This is a genomic window from Clostridium beijerinckii, from assembly GCF_018223745.1.
In the GTDB taxonomy this organism is placed as follows: Bacteria; Bacillota; Clostridia; order Clostridiales; family Clostridiaceae; genus Clostridium; species Clostridium beijerinckii.
The window spans coordinates 3,912,405-3,934,194 of the sequence record NZ_CP073653.1; the positions used below are offsets into that span (position 1 = coordinate 3,912,405).

23 protein-coding genes are annotated in these 21,790 nt (G+C 28.9%); 12 read left to right on the forward strand and 11 right to left on the reverse strand.

Annotation, left to right across the window (positions count from 1 at the left end; genetic code table 11):
• Positions 1-85 precede the first annotated feature (85 nt).
• The 5 genes from KEC93_RS17680 to KEC93_RS17700 form a co-directional block, all read right to left on the reverse strand.
• A complete protein-coding gene (locus KEC93_RS17680; protein ID WP_039769089.1) occupies positions 86-952 on the reverse strand; it encodes an ROK family protein in 867 nt (288 codons plus the stop codon).
• Between the two features lie 65 nt (positions 953-1,017).
• The gene (locus KEC93_RS17685; RefSeq protein WP_023974507.1) at positions 1,018-2,130 is read right to left on the reverse strand and encodes a glycoside hydrolase family 172 protein; all 1,113 of its coding nucleotides are present in this window, start codon (positions 2,128-2,130) and stop codon (positions 1,018-1,020) included.
• Between the two features lie 25 nt (positions 2,131-2,155).
• Positions 2,156-2,995 carry a carbohydrate ABC transporter permease gene (locus tag KEC93_RS17690; protein WP_077869292.1) on the reverse strand — a complete coding sequence of 280 codons (840 nt, stop codon included), beginning with the start codon at positions 2,993-2,995 and terminating at the stop codon, positions 2,156-2,158.
• A gap of 11 nt (positions 2,996-3,006) precedes the next feature.
• Entirely contained in the window at positions 3,007-3,885 is an 879-nt protein-coding gene (locus KEC93_RS17695) for a carbohydrate ABC transporter permease (protein WP_023974509.1), read from the reverse strand.
• Between the two features lie 180 nt (positions 3,886-4,065).
• Positions 4,066-5,322, reverse strand: coding sequence for an ABC transporter substrate-binding protein (locus KEC93_RS17700; RefSeq protein WP_077869291.1), 1,257 nt, complete (start codon positions 5,320-5,322; stop codon positions 4,066-4,068).
• A gap of 213 nt (positions 5,323-5,535) precedes the next feature.
• Here KEC93_RS17700 and KEC93_RS17705 point away from each other — a divergent pair, with 213 nt between their 5' ends.
• The 8 genes from KEC93_RS17705 to tnpC all read left to right on the forward strand — a co-directional run bounded on the left by KEC93_RS17705 (position 5,536) and on the right by tnpC (position 13,352).
• The gene (locus KEC93_RS17705) at positions 5,536-7,356 is read left to right on the forward strand and encodes a sensor histidine kinase (RefSeq protein WP_077869290.1); all 1,821 of its coding nucleotides are present in this window, start codon (positions 5,536-5,538) and stop codon (positions 7,354-7,356) included.
• A 25-nt stretch (positions 7,357-7,381) separates the two neighbouring features.
• Positions 7,382-8,977, forward strand: a complete 1,596-nt coding sequence (locus KEC93_RS17710; RefSeq protein ID WP_017210470.1) for a response regulator — start codon at positions 7,382-7,384, stop codon at positions 8,975-8,977.
• Between the two features lie 382 nt (positions 8,978-9,359).
• A complete protein-coding gene (locus tag KEC93_RS17715) occupies positions 9,360-9,818 on the forward strand; it encodes a LytTR family DNA-binding domain-containing protein (RefSeq protein WP_012059677.1) in 459 nt (152 codons plus the stop codon).
• Positions 9,815-10,225: a DUF3021 family protein gene (locus KEC93_RS17720; protein WP_077870067.1), complete on the forward strand. Its 411-nt coding sequence runs from the start codon at positions 9,815-9,817 to the stop codon at positions 10,223-10,225. Before KEC93_RS17715 ends, KEC93_RS17720 begins: the two co-directional genes overlap by 4 nt.
• Before the next feature lie 139 nt (positions 10,226-10,364).
• A complete protein-coding gene (locus tag KEC93_RS17725) occupies positions 10,365-10,880 on the forward strand; it encodes a hypothetical protein (RefSeq protein ID WP_023974515.1) in 516 nt (171 codons plus the stop codon).
• Between the two features lie 95 nt (positions 10,881-10,975).
• On the forward strand, positions 10,976-11,305 hold the full coding sequence (gene tnpA, locus KEC93_RS17730; RefSeq protein WP_008419070.1) for an IS66 family insertion sequence element accessory protein TnpA: 330 nt from the start codon (positions 10,976-10,978) through the stop codon (positions 11,303-11,305).
• A complete protein-coding gene (gene tnpB / locus KEC93_RS17735; protein ID WP_008419068.1) occupies positions 11,292-11,642 on the forward strand; it encodes an IS66 family insertion sequence element accessory protein TnpB in 351 nt (116 codons plus the stop codon). Before tnpA ends, tnpB begins: the two co-directional genes overlap by 14 nt.
• A gap of 159 nt (positions 11,643-11,801) precedes the next feature.
• Entirely contained in the window at positions 11,802-13,352 is a 1,551-nt protein-coding gene (gene tnpC / locus KEC93_RS17740; protein WP_420022550.1) for an IS66 family transposase, read from the forward strand.
• 255 nt (positions 13,353-13,607) lie between these two features.
• Here tnpC and KEC93_RS17745 read toward each other — a convergent pair whose 3' ends face one another.
• Positions 13,608-14,504, reverse strand: coding sequence for a LysR substrate-binding domain-containing protein (locus KEC93_RS17745; RefSeq protein ID WP_041898295.1), 897 nt, complete (start codon positions 14,502-14,504; stop codon positions 13,608-13,610).
• Positions 14,505-14,633: 129 nt separating this feature from the next.
• Between KEC93_RS17745 and KEC93_RS17750 the strand changes: the two genes are divergently transcribed.
• The 3 genes from KEC93_RS17750 to KEC93_RS17755 all read left to right on the forward strand — a co-directional run bounded on the left by KEC93_RS17750 (position 14,634) and on the right by KEC93_RS17755 (position 16,915).
• The gene (locus KEC93_RS17750; protein WP_077867798.1) at positions 14,634-15,749 is read left to right on the forward strand and encodes an alkaline phosphatase family protein; all 1,116 of its coding nucleotides are present in this window, start codon (positions 14,634-14,636) and stop codon (positions 15,747-15,749) included.
• A gap of 221 nt (positions 15,750-15,970) precedes the next feature.
• Positions 15,971-16,219 carry a Rossmann-fold NAD(P)-binding domain-containing protein gene (locus tag KEC93_RS26580; protein WP_241394829.1) on the forward strand — a complete coding sequence of 83 codons (249 nt, stop codon included), beginning with the start codon at positions 15,971-15,973 and terminating at the stop codon, positions 16,217-16,219.
• A gap of 30 nt (positions 16,220-16,249) precedes the next feature.
• On the forward strand, positions 16,250-16,915 hold the full coding sequence (locus KEC93_RS17755) for an NAD(P)-dependent oxidoreductase (RefSeq protein WP_242997564.1): 666 nt from the start codon (positions 16,250-16,252) through the stop codon (positions 16,913-16,915).
• Positions 16,916-17,010: 95 nt separating this feature from the next.
• Here the strand turns inward: KEC93_RS17755 and KEC93_RS17760 are convergent, their stop codons facing one another.
• From KEC93_RS17760 to KEC93_RS17780, 5 genes are all read right to left on the reverse strand, one after another.
• The gene (locus KEC93_RS17760; protein WP_077867799.1) at positions 17,011-17,883 is read right to left on the reverse strand and encodes an SPL family radical SAM protein; all 873 of its coding nucleotides are present in this window, start codon (positions 17,881-17,883) and stop codon (positions 17,011-17,013) included.
• A gap of 58 nt (positions 17,884-17,941) precedes the next feature.
• Complete coding sequence (locus KEC93_RS17765) at positions 17,942-18,475, reverse strand: RBBP9/YdeN family alpha/beta hydrolase (RefSeq protein WP_077867800.1); 534 nt, start codon at positions 18,473-18,475, stop codon at positions 17,942-17,944.
• A gap of 182 nt (positions 18,476-18,657) precedes the next feature.
• Entirely contained in the window at positions 18,658-19,068 is a 411-nt protein-coding gene (locus KEC93_RS17770; RefSeq protein WP_023974056.1) for a peptide deformylase, read from the reverse strand.
• A gap of 335 nt (positions 19,069-19,403) precedes the next feature.
• The gene (locus KEC93_RS17775) at positions 19,404-20,273 is read right to left on the reverse strand and encodes an aldo/keto reductase (protein WP_077867801.1); all 870 of its coding nucleotides are present in this window, start codon (positions 20,271-20,273) and stop codon (positions 19,404-19,406) included.
• 72 nt (positions 20,274-20,345) lie between these two features.
• Entirely contained in the window at positions 20,346-20,690 is a 345-nt protein-coding gene (locus KEC93_RS17780) for an ArsR/SmtB family transcription factor (protein ID WP_077867802.1), read from the reverse strand.
• A 514-nt stretch (positions 20,691-21,204) separates the two neighbouring features.
• On the opposite strand from KEC93_RS17780, the gene KEC93_RS17785 reads away from it, so the two are divergent.
• Positions 21,205-21,576, forward strand: a complete 372-nt coding sequence (locus KEC93_RS17785; protein WP_241394830.1) for a gluzincin family metallopeptidase — start codon at positions 21,205-21,207, stop codon at positions 21,574-21,576.
• Positions 21,577-21,790 lie beyond the last annotated feature (214 nt).

Here is a 21,790-nt window from a genome sequence, read left to right on the forward strand (position 1 = left end):
TTTCAAGTTAAGTTACTGAAGTTTTAAAGAACACTTTCTATAGAAGATTAATACTCTTATTTCAAAAAACTCTAAAAAATCTAATCTATACATTCTCATTTGTCTTTTGAGCTAAAAGCAAACATCCCATAATTGCGGAATTATCTCCAAGAGCTGGAGGTACAATATATTCGTCCAAGTTCGGCATTGCAACATACTTTTTCATTAATTGTTCTACTTCTTTTCTTATAAGTGGAAATAATTGACGTTGCTTCATTACTCCACCACCCAGAACAATACGTTCTGGACTTAATATTAACGTATATGTCATTACTGCTTGTGCAAGATAAAAAGCTTCTATTTTCCATACTTCTTTATTCTCTTCTAATTCATATGCTTTTTTCCCCCATCGCTCTTCTATAGCAGGGCCTGATGCAATTCCTTCTAAGCAATTTGAATGATAAGGACATGCACCTTCATATTTATCATTATTATGCATGCGAACTAAAATATGCCCCATTTCCGGATGACCATATCCTTCTAAGAGCTGACCATTTATCACTGCACCTCCTCCGATTCCAGTTCCTACAGTTAAATAAACACAACTCTGTAACCCAAATGCTGCACCCTTTTTTAACTCTCCGAGTGCCGCTGCATTTACATCTGTCGTCCAGCCAATTGGAATATTATATCTATCTTTTATAATTCCAACAAAATTATAGTTCGCCCAAGCTAATTTTGGTGTGGTTGTTATATATCCGTAAGTTTTTGATTTTCTATTCACATCAATAGGCCCAAATGACCCTATACCTATAGCTTCTAAATTATATTTGTCAAAAAACTCAAATACAGATTTCATTGTTTCATCAGGTGTTGTCGTTGGTATGCTGACTCTTTCTATAATTTCAAGATTTTCATTGCTTACTGCACAAACAAATTTTGTTCCACCTGCTTCAATCGCACCATATTTCATAATAATCCCCCCTCTTTATATATTTAAAATTCTAACATCAATCTAATCTTTTCTAATTTTTTTATTTATCTTGGCCAACGTTGTTTTTTATCCATTAATTTTTCAAATTTATTGTGTGGCTCTGATTGATACCAATATGCAACTGATGCAAGATCATCTTGTCGTTCAAATAATCCTTTGTAACATACTCCTATTTGTTGCACTGTAACTTTTAAATCATCTTGAAAATGAATTGGATCTGGTATATGCCAACGATAGAATCCTCGCATCGGTGGACAATCATTATTATGATATGGATTGTGTATTAAATCATCATTTGCTGAATAATATGGATATCCAAGAAACGGCGTACAATAAGTATTTTCTACTGTCTTGCCATCAACCTGTGATGCAAAGCTCCAAGAACCTCCGAAATAATCCTCCATTCCTGTTCCACAAATTGTAGGATATTCTTTATCGCCATCTATATAAAATTTAACTTCTCCTTCTCCCCACCAATATCTTTCTAATGTTGTCAATGCTATATATGTTCCTACATAATGCCCTTTTCCTTTTATATTGTCAATAATTACATAGTCTTTCTGTAATTCTGTTATACGCTCACGTCTCCATTGAGCATGAAAATAAGCAATATCTTCTGGTAATTCATCATACAAGCAGTAATCTATTTGATAGAAAAATGCTGGTATAGTATTATCATGTTGATTCTCTAGTGTAATTTTAGCTTTTTTATGAAATGGCATTTGAAAATAACTATTCATTCCTCTAGATGGAACTACTACTATTGGCATTGAATTTACAATACACTCTCTTGAAAAGCCACAGCAAAAGAAATCTCCAAGAGGACTTTCCACTGAAGGTGCTTCTTCTTCATCCCAATACATTCTTAAAACTAAATCTCTTAAAACATTACAATCTGCATCAGTTGTTTTATTATCAACCGTAATCCATATATGAGTTATAATCCCTGGTCCATCTACTTCAGCTAATGTCACCGTTTTTCCTGGCTCTATATCTCTTAAACAAGGGCTTCCTTTTCTTGAAGGTCCTAAATAACTTGCAGCCATTCCTCCTTTACCTTTTTCTCCATTTGGATTTTCTGCATTGATAGCACGAGAACGTGCATTTTTTAGCACTGATAAACTAGTAAGTCCATTTGCAAATAAATAATTACTCATATAATAAACTCTCCTCTCTAATCAATTATTCTTTTACACCGCCAGCCATTATACCATCCATAATTTGCTTTTCAAATAATAATACAAATAATATTATTGGTATAAGTATTATCCATCCCATTGTGCTAATTAGATCCCAAGGCATGCTATAAGTTGTTTCTTTAGGTATTGTAGTTATTCCAACACTTAATACTTCTATTTTTCTTGCAAAAAACAATGGTGTAAATAAGTCATTTAAACATGTAATAAAATTAATTATGCTTATGGTTGCTATAGCTGGCTTCATTAAAGGTAGTGTCACATAAAACATTTTTTGTATAGCTCTGCATCCATCTACTTCTGCTGCTTCGTATATTGATGTCGGTATTTCATTTAAGAAATTATTCAATATTAGAATTGTGAATGGTATTAATGCGCTTGTATATAATATTATTAACCCTAAAAAAGTATCCACCAAATTGAATTTGTTCATAAAATCGTATAATGGTCTTGCAGTTACTATTCCTGGTATTAAAGCTGAAGATACTATAGCTCCATAAGCTATTTTTAAACCTCTACTCTTATATTTTGAAAATGAATAAGCTCCTACTAAGCAAATAATAGTAGATATTATTAATGCAGCTGTAGTTATAAATAATGTATTTAAAGCTTTTTCTCCTAGCTTTAACTCAAAAAATAACTTTTTATAATTTTCAAAGGTAATATTAGTTGGAATATATTTTATAGGTGCTGTAAATAATTCATTTGACGGTTTAATGGATGATATAAAAATCCAATATAGAGGTATTAATATAGCAGCAGACATAATAACAGTTAACCCCCATTTTACAACAAAAGGTACAGTCTTATTAATTTTAAAATTCATAATTATCACCCCTATTTATTTATTTTCTTTATATATTTAACATCAATTAATGTTAAAACTACCATTGCCGCAAATAAAACTACTGCTAGTGATGATGCATATCCTAAATTTAAATTTGTAAATGCTTCTGTCATTATTCTATAAGATAGTAATGTTGTTGAGTCTCCCGGTCCTCCTGATGTCATTGAATACACAACATCAAAACTAGTGAGCCTCCACATTGTAAAAAAGATACATAGTGTTAATACTGTGTTTTTTATTCCTGGCAATGTAATTGAAAAAAATGATTTAATTATTCCTGCTCCGTCTATTTTAGCTGCTTCATAAAGATCTGATGGTATAAACTGCAATGCTGCTAATACTAGTATCGCAAAGAAAGGGACATCCTTCCATAAATCAACTGAAATTACCGCTATCCTTGCAGATAATTCATTAATTAACCAATCGTAGTGAAAACTAGGTAATATTCGCCTTACTAAATCATTTATAAGACCATAAGTATCATTAAAAGCCCATCTTGCAGCAAGGCCTGCAACAACCATTGGCATTGCCCATGGTATTAAGACAATTGTTCTTAAAAACTTTCTACCTCTAAATTTTATATTTAACATTAATGCTAGTCCTACACCTAATACAACGTGTAATATCATAGAAACTACTGTAAATATAACAGTGAATTCTATTGATGTAGCTAGTTTTTCATCAGTAAACATTTGTATGAAGTTCTGAGTACCAATAAATTTCGCTTCTCCACCTCTTAGTAAGCTCATATCAAAAAAACTATTCTTAAAGGTAGTGAATATTGGATATATTGTTGTGAAACCTCTTAGTATTAATACAGGTGCTACTAACATCCAGGCTATCCATATCTTATTACGTTTATTACTCATATTCTCCTCCAATCTTTGATAATTGCTATAATAATTTGAATTTTCTATTACTATAAACTCCTTTGTTAAAAAATAAGATTATAACGTATTTCTATAATTAACTCATACCTAAATAAACTAACAACTCTTAATGCTACTACTATTTAATTTAGGCATGAATTTTTTAATATTTAGACTTAATTATTTTTTAGCATATTTATTTACTTCTACTTGTGCCTTTTGGCAGAACTCATCTAGAGATATTTCATCAGAGACATATCTTTGGAATAATGATCCCATAGAACTTATAAATTCCATAGCTTGAGGTGCCATTGGGCGTCCGTGAAGCTCAGTATTTTGTAAATACCCCTTAATTGCACTAAGCCCTTCTATTTTAAAGTTTGAATCATTTATTACATCAGACCTTGCAGGCAACCTTGAAGTCATCTCATAATAGTCCTTTTCTCCTTGTGGGCTTGCTGCATAATTCAAGAATTTAATTGCAGCTTCCTTATTTTCTGATGCTGAATTTAATACATAATTCCAGCAAGCTATATAAGCACTATTTTTTTCAAAAGTAGGCATTGGCGCTAAAGTTATTCCGTTTTCACCATATCTACCAGAATTAACAAAATTCTTCATAGCACCTGTATACATAAATATTGATGCATAGTCGTCATCAAAGAATTTTTGCATCATTGGATCATATTGATCAGCCAATTGAGCTATAGGAGTTTCGCCATTTTTAGCCATATCATGCATGAATTTAACTGCTTCTTTTGTTTTAGGGTTTGTCCAATCATAATAGTCTCCACCAAACAAATTTACAAAAGTTCCGATTTCATTAAATACATAAGTTTTTTCCCATGCACCACCATATCCATACTTCCCATCTTTGCTGTAGGCCTTAACATACTTTTCAAAATCTTCTTTTGTTTTTATTGCATCTAAACCAAGTGCTTTTACTTTTGACTGATCAACCCAAAAGCCTAGTATCTCCATATACATAGGTACGGAATATATATTGTCTCCTACTTGTATTAAATCTTTTATATAATCTTTAGGAAATTGCGATACTACATCATTTTTCATAACAGTATTTTGTAGAGGTTCTAAGAAGCCAGTATTTTTAAATGCACTGATCATTTCATCATTGATTGTTATAACATCTACACTAGAATCTTTTGATGAAAGTATAGTTGTAATTTTGGCTTGTCTATCGTCTGTATTAGTTGGGCAAGCAATAGTATCTATTTTTATTCCTGTAGCCTTTTCTGCTTTTTCAATATACTTTTGAAAACCCTCATTAAAAGTTGTATCAACTGTCATTAATGTTATTTTTTCAGTTTTATTTGCTGAAGTTTCAGCACTTGATGGTTTTGTGCTTCCACACCCTGTAAAAAATGTTACTGCCATAACTGTCGAAGTCAATAAACACATGATTTTAGTTAATTTCATAAACTTTCCCCCTTAAATATATAACGTTTTCAGTTAAATTTCATATTCATTTTATTAAATCCAATAGTAAATTTAAATATATTATTTTTCTTATAATTTATAATATTTTTTGTTTTTGATTTTTACAATTTATAAATATTGTAATGTACATAGTTATTATCTATAATAACATTAATGTTAAAATATTACACAGCCAAAGGAGAGGGATACTTGATGATTATTATTTATAAATTAAAGTCTGTAAATAAATTTATAAAAAAATATCTTTCTAATTTTCAAAATAAAATAATAGTGTGTTTTATACTTTGTACTACCATTCCTCTTCTAGCTATTGGCTTAATTTCTTATAATACATCCGTAAAAATAGCAAGAGATAAGATAATTAATAGTAATCTCCTTATAAATAATCAGTTAAAAGTTGATATTAATAATCGTATAATGCAAATTGAGCATGTTGCTGATTCCATTCAATTTTATTTGTATTCTTTAAATAATACTCCTGTCTTTCCTCTATCAAATTATTTAAATACTTTTAACAATACTTCTAATAATATAGATGTATTAAAAAATAATTTTAATATATTTTATATAAATGCTTTTGTAGATCCAAGTTTAATTATAAGCAATAATAAGCTAAATTTTAACAGTCTAAAGGCAATTGAGAAATATGGGGTTTCTGAAAACGAATTGATAAATTTAGGTATATCTCCAAAATGGGTTTTTAGACCAAAACAAGTCTTCCCTTATATGATTTCTAATACTAACTTAGGAGTGGATTCTATATTTTGCTATAGGAGCGTTAAATACAATAAAAATGATTCTTTATTGTACGCATATTTTGTAAGTATTAAATCAGATGAATTTTCAGATATACTAAAAAATTCTACTGTAGATAATTCAATATCTAATTATATTATTGATGATGATGGAGTTGTTGTAGCTCACTCTGATAAAAGTAAGGTAGGCAGTACTTTAGATAATGAAAAACTTTCAATTATTAAACAAAATGATCTTCACAATGGTTTATCTTCATATAAGGATTCAGAAATTCTATCTTCAAAACTAGTGAATAAGTGGTATATTGTTACTGATATTCCTCAAAAATATATATTATATAACACTTTTCCGCTTATTAAGTTAATTTTCTTCTCTATTTTACTGCTAACTCCTGTATTCATATTTATTGCTATCTCTCTTGGAAAAGAACTGACAAAAAGGCTTAATAAACTATCCACAATAATAAAATCTGCTAAGCTTAATAATAATAGCATACAAATTGACAATCTTAATGAATTGATAGATCCTAACTCCGTACATTGTGACGATATTGATTATATAGCATTAATTTTTCAAGATATGATAAATACAATAAATAATAATTTCAATACCATCTTAGATTTATCAATAAAAAAAGAAAAATTGAATTATGATTTACTACAAACACAAATCAATCCTCATTTTTTATATAATATACTGGATTCTATTCACATATGTAACTCCATAGGCAAATTTGATATTGCAAATCAAATTATTATAGACTTATCAAAGTTCTATCGATACGTACTTCGTACCTCTGAAAATTTAATACCAATTAAAGAAGAACTAGAAATTTCTAAATTATATTTATCAATGGAGAGCATATGCAAAGATGGAAATATAGCTTGGAATTTTTATTTGGATGAAGGTATCGAAAACTTTCTAATTCCAAAACTTACACTTCAGCCACTTATTGAAAATTGCATTAAGCATGGAATTGGACAATGTAAAAATAAAATCAGTATAGATATATCTATCGTTTATTATGAAAATTATATTTTAATTACCATTAAAGACAATGGCATTGGTATTAATACTGACAAGCTTATTGACATACAATCTATCCTAAAAAATAATGGTGTCGATAATAAATATCTAGGGTTAAGTAATGTAAATGCTAGGTTAGCTTCTTCAAAGATATCTAAAGAACATATAAAAATTACTAGTGATCTAGACAGTGGCACCAAAATTCAAATGATATTAAATCAAATTATTTAAAATATATATGTAAGGAGACGTATTTTTGAGAAAAGTAATTATAGTAGATGATAATCATTTATCTGTTGAAGGTATTTATAAAAATATAGACTGGAAATCTTTAAATTCAGAAGTAGCATATATGTTTTATGATTCACAATCTGTTATTGATGCTGTTAAATCTGCTAATATTGATTTAATAATATCAGATATAGAAATGCCTATAATATCTGGACTAGAGATGTCAAAGCAAATATTAAAATTTAATCCTAATATAAAGATTATACTTATAAGCGCATTTGATAAATTTGAATACGCAAGAGAGGCTATCAGAGTTGGGGTCTATGATTACATAGAAAAACCTATTGATTATAATTATCTCAGCACAATTATTAATAATGCATTCGTCCAATTAGAGAAAGAAAAAAGGAATCGTAAAATCTTAAATGAAAGTCGCCCATTAATGATAAGTAAGTTTTTTTCAGAATTAATACATTTAAACACTGATGAAGCAAAATACAATCTTTCTAAATATCCGGATTACTTAAATATAGATTTAAATTCAAAATATTTTTTGACATTAAATTTTAAAATAACAAACTCTAAAACATTAAAAAATGATTTAGGAATTGAAAAATATCATATTTCATTAATAGACTTAGGTGATCATATTAAATCTGCTTTTTCTAAGTTTCAATTATATCATCTTTTAATCGAACGGGACGATATAATTACAATTATTGGTGGAAATTACCCAAATGGAAATTACTTGCTGAATAAAGTTCACGATATACTTAATTCATTCATGGAACATTATAAAAGTGATATATTTGAATTAAATATAGGCATAGGAAGCGTTATTGATTCTTTTTGGAACATGAAAATTTCTTATGATAATTCATGTAAAGCACTTGAATATAATTTTTTCTTTCCTCAAAAAAACATATTTGATATTCATGATATTGTTAGAAAAAATAATGTAAATAATAGTGTTTATCTTTATGCCAAAGAAGATAAGCTAATTCAACTTATTTATAAAAAAGATTTAAACTCCATAAAAAACTGGATACAAGATTTTTATGAAGAAATTCTAATAAATTGTAACAATAAGTATTTAATATTTAACAATATATATTCCATTTTAAGTAATGTGCTAAAACTATTATATAACATGTCTATAAATACTAATGATATTGAAAATATTATAGTAAATACATACAGTAACTTAAGTACAATTTGTAACAGTTCCGAAATAATTAATTGGCTTTTTGATATTTTCAAGATTATTTGTAATAGACTTGATGAATCAATAAAAAATCAGCATGAATATCTTTGTAACAACGTAATTACATATATTCAAGATAATTATAGTAAAAAAGATTTATCCTTAAACGAAATTGCTTTATATGTAAATGTTAGTCCAGCATATTTAAGTGCATTATTCAAAAAGCAAATTGGTGAAAACATAAGTGCTATTATAACAAATATACGAATAGAAAATGCTTGCAAACTCTTAGAAAATACAAATCTATCTTTAAAAGAAATTAGCGAAAAGGTTGGTTATGTAAATCAATATTATTTTAGCTCCTGCTTTAAAAAGAAAATGAATAAGAATCCATCTATTTATCGCCAAGGAATATAATAAATTTTAATCAACCTTTTTGTGTTTTCTTTTTCCTAAAATTAACTTCTATTTCATTATTAAATTTAACCTATGTCGGATTTATACTAAATCTAACATAGGCTTTTATAAAATATATATTTCCATAATAAGTTTACATTTAAAACGTAATATAAAAAAACTTACTATATAAAATATTAAATTTCCATTCTTAAGGAAGTAATTTCTGCAATTTACTTATTTTAGTCTATATGATATTTTATATATAAATAAGTATGTACTTTATGGAAAATGATTATCATATTTTGTTTAGAAGAATGTTTAAATAAAAATAATGATTATTTATGAAACTGTGCTATATGATTTTATATATTAACAGTATTTAATTTGTAGGAGTGTAAAAATGAAGGTTAGTATAAACATTATCTCTTCTGAATTAGAGGAAGAAGTTATTTTTAACGTACACAATGTTCAAGAAAAAATTACTGAAGCCATAGAATTACTGACATCATCAAATGAGGTTATTAAACACTTACTTGGAAGAAAAGAAGAAAAATATTACAAAGTAAACGTGGATGAAATTTTTTATATAGAATCAATAGATAGAAAAGTATTCATCTATACCAAAACTCAAACATATGAAATTTCCGAGAAATTGTATGTTCTTGAGGAACAATTATCTAGTATGAATTTTATTAGAATTTCCAAATCCTTGCTACTCAATATTGATAAGATACACTCTTTTTATCCAAAGTTAAGCGGAAATCTAGAGACCCTTTTAACTAATAATGAAAAAGTAATAATTTCAAGAAGATATGTTGCAAATTTAAAAAACAAATTGGGAATGAGGGATAGCAAATGACCTTTAAATATTTAAACAAAATATTAAAATTAACCTCAGTAGTTTTTACAGTAATAACAATATTTCAGCTTATTACAAAACAATCTTTAGATAATGAAAAGATTTGTGAATTATTAGCTTTATCATTATCATTTTCATTAATAAAGATAGTTATCAATAAATATATTATTTCTAAGGACTCAATATTTAACCCATTATTATATATAATTGTAATTTGTTTAATGATTGCTGCGTCAAATTATCTTTTTAACTGGAATATGTCCTTATTATTAATGCTCTCAACATTTATTGAAGTTATATTAATTTACATATGTGTACGACTCATTAATTATCAATATGAGAAAATAGACGTAAAAAAAATGAATGAGATTTTAGATAGAAATAGAAAAAACAACAAACAACAGTAGGCTTCTGCTTATTTTTATATTAGTTTTAATACCGCTTAGTTATATAAATATACCGCTTACGTAAATACGTATTGTTCTTATTTAATTTGTATTGTACTCTTACAACATGATATGAATTAAGAAAGAAGGTTATATTATTATGATGATTATTAATATTATTTCAGAGGTATTTAGCCAAACTCCTTTTTATGTTTGGGTTATATTTATTTATCTTTTAAAGCGTGGAATTAAAGCTAGTAGAGATGGTGAGTTATCACTTCCTAAAATGTTCATTATGCCATCTATTTTTATTATTTGGGGCTTAGAAAAGCTACTAACAAACTTTAGCTATATAGGCATTTCTATGATTTTCTATAGTATTTGTATGTGTTTCGGTACTTTAATATCATATTATTTATATTCTCGATATAGAAAAATATATATAAAGGATGGCTCTCTATATAAAACTGGCTCATATTTATCAATAACTATTATGATGACTAATTTTTTTGCTAAATATCTGCTAAATGTTGCTATGGCTGTTAATCCATTGCTATACAGTACACTTTTCTTTAATATTTTGTATTCATTATTATCTGGCTTTTCAGTTGGTTTATTTATCGGAGGTATTTTACAAGCATATAAATCTTATTCAAACTTAAAAGCATTAGCTTAGATATATTATTGTAAGCGTAAAAAAATTAACGGATAGAAAATGCAATCCTCCATTGTTAAAATTAGCATAGATTTTAACAATGGAGGTTTATCTATATGAATAATAATGAAAATATAAATTGGAGAGAAATAGTTGCTGGCTTTTCTTCTTACGAAGGAACGTTAGGAAATTTCTGCAATTCAAATCACATTACTAAAAGTCAATTCTATTACTATAAAAAGAAGCTTAATAATGAAAATAATAATTTACAGTTTCATGCAATTTCTATGAAAGAAAAAAGAGTAAGAACTGAGATTACTGTAGTTCAAGCTGATAGACCTAATATAATAATAGAAATAGGAGTAGCTAAAGTACATGTACCGGCTAATGAAATAGCTATTTTAAGTAATTTACTTAAGGATCTGATTACAAATGTTCAATCTTAATAAAGTTAATACAGTTTATCTTGCATGTGGTATAACAGATTTGCGAAAAAGCATTGATGGACTAGTAGTTATCGTGCAAACGCAGCTAAAGCTGGATCCGTTTGAAAAAGCCTTGTTTGTTTTTTGTAATAGGCAAATGAATAGAATTAAAATCCTCCACTTTGATGAAGGATTCTGGCTATATTATTTTCGACTTGAAAATAGTAAATTGAAATGGCCGATGACTCCAGACGAAGCTCTTAAGATTAACAAAGAAGAATTGAAATGGCTGCTTATGGGATATGAAGTTAGAACTAAGTCTAAATTTAAGCCAATTGAAGTAAGAAACAGCTTTTAAAGCAAATATTGCTATAAGCCCTTAATTTTGAACTTTTACAAGTTTCGGAATTAAGGGCTTTGTGGTAATATATGCCTATATTTGTTGTGAGGTATAAAAATGGATATTTTAGATTTAGAGAATCAGCTCGATGAAAAAACAAAATTATTGATTTCTAAAATGGAAGAACAAATTCAATCAAAAGATAAAGAAATTGATAATTTAAAAAAGGAATTAGCTTTTCTTAAAGGACAACTTCTTAATAAAAACAGAAAAATTTTTGGACAATCTAGTGAGCAAGTTGATTCAAGACAGATATCTCTTTTTAATGATGCTGAAAAAAACAGTGATCTAAAAATAGAGGAACCTACCATTGAAGAAATTACATATAAAAGAAAGAAATCATCTTCTCATTCAGGGAAAAAAGATAACTTATCCGGCCTAGATAGAGTCATAATTGAGCATAAAATTAATGATTCCGAAGCAGTTTGCGATAAATGCGGAAATAATTTAGTTGTAATAGGCAAAAAATCAAAAGAGATTTTAAAGTATAAGCCAGCAGAACTTTACATAGAGGAACATATTTCATATACATATGCATGCAAAAATTGCGAAGCGGATGCAGATAAAGTCAATATAATTTCAGCAAAAATACCAAATACATTCTTATATAAAAGTATGGCTTCAAATGAATTATTAGCTCATGTTGTGAGCATGAAATATCAATATGCAATGCCGTTATATAGAATGGAATCATATTTTAAGATGATGGATGTTAATCTTTCAAGACAGACATTATCTAATTGGATAATAAGTTGTGCAACTGAGCTTAAGCCTGTTTTTAACTATATGAAAGAGGATCTCTTAAAAAGAAATTATATACATGCCGATGAAACATATCTGAAGGTTATTGAAGAAAACGGAAAAGATTCTAACTCAAAAAGATTCATGTGGTTATATCGCTCCGGAGGCATTGAAAATCCAGTAATTCTATATGATTATCAAAAAACAAGATCTGGATCTTGTGCAGAAGAATTTCTTGAAGGATTCTCAGGCTATCTTCAAACAGATGGATATGATGGCTATAATAAGGTTAAAAATATAAAAAGATTATATTGCATGGCTCATATTCGAAGAAAATTCTTTGAAATAATATCATCATTAAGCCCTGAAGCTTTAAAGCAATCACATGCATTAGAAGGGTTTAATTATTGTGAGCAACTTTATGAAATTGAAAAAGAGCTAAGGGAACAATACATGGGGAGTGATGATTATTATGCTGATAGACATATAATAAGGCTCAAGAAATCTGACCCTATCCTTAAAAAATTTCAAGAATATGTAGATAGTGAAATTGTTGATGCTCTTCCTAAAAGTCCTTTAGGTAAAGCTCTTGCATATGCGCAAAAGTTATTGCCATATATGAGAACTTTCTTAACGAACGGATGTCTTGAAATTGATAATAATGCAGCCGAAAGAGCTATAAAGCCATTTGTAATTGGCAGAAAAAATTGGATGTTTTCCAAGACTTCAAAAGGCGCATCGTCAAGCGCACTTCTTTATAGTATTATTGAAACGGCTAAAGCCAATGGCTTAGCAACTGAAAAGTATTTAGTATATTTATTTGAAGTGTTAGCAAGTTCGGAAATTAAAGAAAGGGACATACTAGAAAAATGTATGCCATGGTCGGAAAACATTCCAGATCAACTGCGTGTCAAGACTACCAAATAATTATTTACATATAAAAATATACCTAACAGAGAATTTAAACCTTTCTGTTGGGTATATTTTATCACTTAAATTGCGCTATCGCTACGCGTCGATTCTTTGACGCTTACGCTTAGTTGGTTTCATTGTTGATTTAAACTGTCCATGTTAGTGCCTATTGTCCAATTTTAGTAAAATTATAAATTAGGGCTTTTTTCTTATCAAAATAATTTTCTATATAAATGCACAATTCAACATATACATAATATATCCAAAGTGCTATCGTACCTTTAGGGGATTCTCATCCTTTATTGTACTACACAGCATTATAAAGTTATCTATATATTCCGTTAAATGCTTGTTTTTATGATATGAAACATAGAACTTCCTTGTAAAGTTATATTCTTCTAAATTTATTTTTGCGATTTTTCTGTTTTTTAATTCGTCTTGTATTAAGTATTGAGATAAAAGTGCTATTCCTTTATTATGAATTACAGCTTCTTTTATAGAATCAATACTCTTGCAAACCCATGTAACATTAGGAATGATATGCGATCCATCAAAAATATCTTGAAGCATTTTTTGAGTTCTACTTCCAGGTTCACGAGCTATTATTGGTTCTAAGCTTAATTGGTTAATTTTAATTGTTTGTTCAGCAAGGGGATTTTCTGGATGGCAAACAAGCATTAGTTTATCATCTAAAAAATCAACATATGTTAACTCACTGCAAGGAGATTCCATTTGAATAATGGCTACATCCAAATCATATGATAATATCTTTTGTTCTATGTAGGAGCTATTTCCAATTTCAACTTGAATATTTACAGAAGGATAAAGGTTCTGGAATTTCTCTAATATTGGGTAAATCAATTTATGACCAATTGTGGTACAAACCCCAATGCGTACTAGTCCTTGATAGGACAGATTTCTCATTTTTAGGTTCATTTGCCCTAAATCATATAATAATTGTTTTGCATGGAAAAGCAATTCCTTTCCATTAGAAGTCAAATATAGTTTTTTAGATAATCGCTCAAATAACTTTGTATTATATTCATTCTCCAGCGCTGATATTGACTGACTAACGGATGATGGGGATATATATAATTTTTGAGCGGCTTTACTCATACTCATTTGAGTACAAACTTCTACAAATATTTCTAAATCACGAATTGTCAATTGAAATCCCTCATTCCATATAGTTAAGTATTTACTAATCATTATATAATATTATTCATATTTTACAAAGCATTATAGAGATGATAATCTAAAAACAAATAAGTGTCTTGATTAAAGGGGATGTAAATTATGCAAAAAATATTGATTGTTGTCATTGATGGGTGCTCTCCAGAGTATTTTACTTTGGAAAATGCACCAAATATTTATGGTTTATGTGAGCAAAAGGGATTTATAAAAAATATCTATGGTGCAGTTCCTACGGTAACCAATGTTAATCATGCCTCTATTCTGTCAGGGCTTTGGCCAAATGAGACACAAATGGTAGGAAATTTCTTTTATAATCACATAACAGGAAAGTCTGGATTTATACAAGAGAAAGGATTTATGAAAGCTACTACAATATTACAGCACATTAAAAGTATTGGTGGTAAAACTGCTTTATTGACAGTAAAAGGAAAGATTCTTGAAGTATATGGAGAAGATGTTGATTTAGGAATTAGTGCTGAAAAGCCTGACCTTAACCTTTTAGAGCAGCTAGGCATTTCTATGCCGCCAAAAATACAAAGTGTAGAAAGTAGCAAATGGATTTTAGATTCAGCCTATACGTGCATACAAAAAGAATCTCCTGAAATAGTGTACTGTACTACTAATGATTATATTATGCATCATTATGGACCAAACTCCGAACAGGCTAAAAAGCAAATAAGCGATATTGATAACTGCATCAAAAAAATACACGAATTAGAGACAACCCGCCAGATTTATATTACTGCTGATCATGGAATGAATAAGAAAACTACTCTTGTAAATTTTCAAAATTTATCTGAACAAGCAGGTTTTAATGTTGTATGCGTACCTCCAATGAAAGATAGATATATTGAAAATCATGCATATCAAGAAGGTGGAACACTTTATGTGTATATGCAAAATGCAGATGAAATGGAAAAGTATCTTCAATTTGTGTCCGCTCAAATATCAGTTGACAAAATTTTGAACAAAAAAGAAGCTTCTGAACTTTATCATTTGCCAATAAATAGTATAGGAGACTACGTCATTTTTGCCTCTGAAGATTATGCATTTGCCGAAATTGAAGGTATTTATTTAAATACTAAAGACGTACGAACTCACGGCTCCCTTTATGAAAGGGAAATACCTTTAGCAACAATTAATCCTGCTGCATCACAAGAAAAGTATCAATTCAGCAAAGATATAACTTCAAATATTTTGCAATTGTTATCTAGATAGCAGTGCAGTGAGAATAGCAATATTCATAGAATATTAATACTAAATAGATCTTAACTTACTTTGACAATAAGAAGGACTATGTATATTATAATAACGAACAAAATATGAAAAATTCTGAGATTTCGCTCGCAGTATATGATATAGAAGATGCCTGGCTTGTAATTGCTAACATCAAACGGATTTTCTTCGAAATGATATAGGGCATGAAAGGTGGTTTAAAAATGAAAATTCTTATAGTCGGATATTTTACTGAGACCTCAAAATCAAATATTATAAGGCATTTTCCAGAAGACTGGCACATTGTAATTGTCCAGCCCGGAAAAGAAATGTTGCATCATATTGAAGATTGTCAGGTACTCATACCTGAACATATTAAAGTAGATTGCAGTCTGCTTTCTATAGCAAAAAAATTAAAGTTAGTACAGACGGGTGCAGGATTTGACAATGTAGATATAGATGCCTGCACGTAGTACAGCATTTGGGCTGCCAATGCTGCAGGAGTGAATGCCCAGGCAGTTGCCGAGCACGTAATGGCGCTGATATTGTCTTATTATAAAAACATACCGTTTCTTGATTCTTTCATGAAGAATAAGATAGATGAAAATGAATTGCAGTATACAGGAAGTGAATTAAAAGGCAAAACCATCGGGATTATAGGCTTTGGCTCCGTCGGTAAAAAAGTAGCTGAGTTTTGCAGGGTCTTTGATATGAATGTTCTTGTTTATGCTAGAAATCCCGTTGTACAGTCTGACGATTTTGTGAAAATGACGGATTTCGATACTCTTGTAGGCTCATCAGACATAGTAAGTGTTCATGTATCCTTAAATCAGCAAACCAAACAGCTAATCAACAAAGATGTATTCAAAAAAATGAAGAATACTGCACTTTTTGTCAATACAGCCCGCGGCGGAATTGTCAATGAAAGAGACTTGATAGATGCATTAAAAAACAAGGACATTTCAGGAGCATGCCTTGATGTGTTTGAATCTGAACCTCTTCCAATTGAAAGTGAACTCCGAAATCTAAGAAATGTTATACTTACTCCTCATACAGCAGGCTTGCCTGATGGTCTCAAATTCCATAAAAAAAGATATGATTTTTTCGTGAATAATATAAAGCGTGTAGAGAATGGTGAAGAGCCTGAAAGCAAGCTCAATCAGTTATAGTTTGGGCACAATAAAAATAGGAGCTCTTTATTCTACTTTGTATATAAATGTTATATACAAAGTAGATAACACCTTTTTATCATATAAATTATTTCCTATATATCAAAACCTATTTGAACTTCATTATTCTCCTCTTCAAATGCTTTCATATAATTAAAAACTTCTTTCACTCCAAAAATAATATTATTCTGCTGACAGGTGTCTTTAATAATTTTCATTAATTTTTCATGATTCTTACTTAACACCTCATAACTATTCCCATATTCTCTTATATATTTTCCTTTTAAACCTTTAAAATGATTATCTAAATTCTTATAATAATATTCCCTATTTCCATTTCTTAATGTTAATCCAATACCAAATACTACAATTCCTTTAACTTTAGCTTCTATACAATAATCTAAAATTCCTCTTATATTTTTCTCTGTATCATTTATATAAGGTAAAATAGGACTTAACCAGACTACTGTAGGAATTCTGTTATCCCTCATTATTTTTAAAACTTCGAATCGTTCTTTTGTTGTAGAAACATTAGGTTCAATAATCTTGCATAATTCTTCATCATAAGTTGTTAATGTCATCTGCACAACACACTTTGCTTTTTTATTTATACTTCTTAGCAAGTCTAAGTCTCTTAATATTCTATTTGATTTAGTTTGTATTGCGAGTCCAAATCCATACTTATCAATTATCTCTAAACATTTTCTTGTATTTTGAAGATTTTCTTCTAGATGAATATATGGATCACTCATTGCACCGGTTCCAATCATGCACTTTTTTCTTTTTTTCTTAAGTGCATCCTCTAATAGCTGCAGCACATTAGCCTTAACCTCAATGTCTTCAAAAATATGATCCATTCCATAACAATGACTTCTGGCGTCACAATATATACATCCATGAGTACATCCTCTATAAATGTTCATTCCATTACTACTAGATAATATACCTTTTGCCACCACATCATGCATAAAATCGTAACTCCCTTCAAATTAACACTGTACAATTAACAATTAAAAGTGATTAACCTTATCGGATTCTTTCCAATAGTTTCTGAAATAAATTAAATCCTTCATTCCAATCATCTATATTGGATTCACTGTTTATATGACCCTTTTTGCCCACAGATACTGTTTCAAGGCCCCACTGTTTGCCTTTTTCTATACAAAACAGAGATGAGGAATATTGATCATTCTCACTATAAATTAGCATTCCAGGTAGCTGCAGGTTATCTTCTGGCAAATGTTCAAAGGAATCTAAAAAATTCGGAAATTGTTCCTTGTTTGGATCAGGTGGAGCCACTAAGAAGACTGCTTTCAAGTACTTTCGTATCTTAGGCATAGCTTTTACAGTAAGCAAGCAGCCAAGGCTGTGTGCAACCAATACTACATCAAAGCTATTTCCTCTTGAAAGATTTTCTATTAAATTTTTTTCCCATTCTTTATATACAGGATAATCCCATTCCTCTTGGATTATTCTTTTAAATCCATACTTTTTCTCCCAAATAGTCTGCCAATGTTCTGGCCCAGAGTTATTAAGGCCAGGAACTATCTTTATATTCATTATTAACACCCCAAATCTACCTAACTTTTTCTAAAGAATTCTACTTTGTACCAAATTCTAACATACATATATGCTGATGTAAATGCAGTTATTAAAAGCAAATATAAATTGAATATTGTGCTTTCCTTTTGCATTTAAGCATTTATTTTTAGTATTATCAAGCTACGTTTTTAACTTGATGATTAGATTATTATACCTTCAAAATGATCCATTTCATGTTGAATTATTTGTGCTGTAAATCCATTAAACACTTGCTTTTTCTTATTAAAGTTTCTATCAAGATACATAACCTCTATCGTTTCATATCTCTTTGTTTTTCTAAATCCAATTAAAGATAAGCAACTTTCTTCTATTTCATAAGGCTTTTCCTTTTTTAATATAACTGGATTTATCATAGGTACAATAAGATTGCCTACAGTAAATACTAATATACGCTTTTTTACTCCAATCATATTAGCAGCCAATCCAACACAATGCTCTAAATTTGCTCTTAATGTATCTATTAAATCATCAATTACTACCATATCATTTTTAGTTGCCTCTTCTGATTTTTGTCCTAAAAATAATATATCTTTTACTATTGGTTTTATCATACTATTTACCTCTTTTTCAGTTATATTTTTTATAAGGAATAGAATGTAGTTTTAAAATACATCTTATAACCTAATCCTACTAAATAAATTTGCATAACTATATACTTTGTATAATTAATTATAAGTTCTTTATTTAATACACATCTATGACTAAAAAAATTATAACACAAACCAATGACACTTTTAATATCATTGGTTTATGTTTTAATACTTAATCATGTCCTATTTGTTTTGATTCTCCATATATAGGGTTCACTGTAACAGATATACGTAGGACTTTCTAAGTTATATCTAACATTAGAATATCAATCGCTAATTTTAGATAGATTAAAAATTTATTTAATGAAAATTTTCATCAGTTTATTATAAAGTGGATTAATCATATAGCCTGTAGGACTATGAGAATACCTTTTCCCTGTATTTAGTTGATTAATTTTTTCCATTTCTTCACTTGATAATTCAAAGTCAAACAACTGAATGTTCTCTTTGATTCTTTTGGGATTTGACGATTTGGGGATAATAATAATTCCCCTTTGTATATGCCAACGTAAAATTACTTGAGCCACTGTTTTTTCATGATGATTTGCAATTTTTTTCAATACTGTATTTTCCAGCAAAGCTTTATTTCCTTGACCTAAGGGTGCCCAAGCTTCATGCAGAATCTTATGTTTAGTAAGATATTGATGTAGCTCATTTTGTGGAAACTCTGGATGAGTCTCAATCTGATTAATCATCGGTGTAATCTTTGAGTTTTTCATTAATTCTTCAAGATGTTGTATCTCAAAATTTGCAACTCCAATCACTTTGATTTTACCCTGTAAATATAAATCTTCCATAGCATGCCACGTTTCTAAATAATAAAGTGAAGCAAAATGAATTAGGTACATATCAAGGTACTCTACGTTCAGATTTTTACAAGTTTTTTCAAAGGCTTTCTTAGTAGCTTCATAACCATGATCCGTATTCCAAACCTTCGAAGTAATAAAAAATTCATCCCTTGGTATCTGACTTTTTTCAATTGCTAATCCTAAATCTTTTTCATTGCCATAAATTTTAGCAGTATCAAAATGACGATATCCAATTTTAATAGCTTCACCCACAGCAGTTTCAAAATCTTCCCCTTTATTTAGTTTATATACCCCGAAACCAACCTGAGGTATTTTAATGCCATTTACTGCTTTTATTTCTTTATTTATTAGATTCATCTCTTATACCCTCCAGAACAAATTATTTTAAACCAAATCAACTAAATATCGCCTTTAGATTCTGCCATTATTCTAGTTGTCCTTCCAGCAATCACACATAAATTCTTCAACATGAGAAAATAACCTCTTCATCAGAATCAAATCGCTTTTAGCTGGATTTATATGATAGAAATTCATCGTTCCTTGCTTGACTAAAGTTACAATTTTGGCTTCTTTTAATATTTTTAAATGATGCGAAACAGCTGGACGTGACAAATGTGTCCCTTTAGTTATTTCTCCAACCCTTATTCCAGGATATGTTCCTTTCATTAAGCTTAAAATAATTAATTGCCTTGTCTCATCCCCAATAGCAGCTAGCACTGATCTACATTCTTTGAACTCATTTTCTAGTTGCCTTAATTTATCTTGTTCGTTCATTATATATCTCCTTTAATTAAATTGTAATCATTAGTGCTTTTCCCCATACAAACTTCATTCATTCGCATATGTCAATGGTTTAATCTTTTAATCCATAATAGCAAGGCATAATTGTTTTATCAACATCGGGAAAGTAAATCGAGACGAATATATTATTTTGTCATTAATTATAGTAAAGTTTTTAACTTCTAGGTCTTTTATTTCTAGTAGCCTGTTGAAGTTATTTATTTTATTATCAACTCAAAATTTTCCTATCTTAAATTATGTGAAAATCCAGGAGTTTTTAAATTCGTGGCCTTCGAACCCGCATTATTCAAGCATATTCTGAAGAATATATATTCTAATATTCTTTACCATAAATATTGTTTAGAATATTTATTCTTCACCATATTTATGGTAAAAAATAATCTGCGTATTTATAGCCTTGATGCTAGTATAGTTTTATGAATAAATAAAATCATTCCTATTTAGAAAAAACTCAGCATTTTATAATCCGCTGCAGCTGTTCACGAATTTGTTCATAATCATAGTAAATAAAATAAATGAGAATACACCAAGATGGTTGGATGAAGGAATTGCATGTTATGAAGTAAAAGACAATAATGAAAACTGGATAATAAAAACTGTTAAAAATGGACTAGCAAATGATATTGTTCCTACATTTAAAGATTTAGATACAGGCGATGATTTTGAAACTTTTTTCAAATATGATGGATATCAATACTCATATACTATAGTAGAATCAATAATCAAATTATTTGGCTATGACAAGCTGTGCAATTTGATAAAAGAACCTAATAGTTTTGTAGATGTTTTCGGAATAACCGAAGATGAGCTTCATAACGAATGGATTGATTATATAAAAATGAACTACGCACTAAATTAGACTATTAGAAATTTTTGAACTTACTTGCCAATAGGAAATCCTTTAATATTATGTATTAAATGAGGAAAATAAACTTCCTCATTTAACTTTCTACCATACTTTTTAGCTTAAAAAAACCTTATTATCATTATTTATATTTGACATTTTTAACTTGTAGTCTTCTAATGATATATGGCCTCCAGCAAATTCATTTTCGAATATATGAAATTTTGTT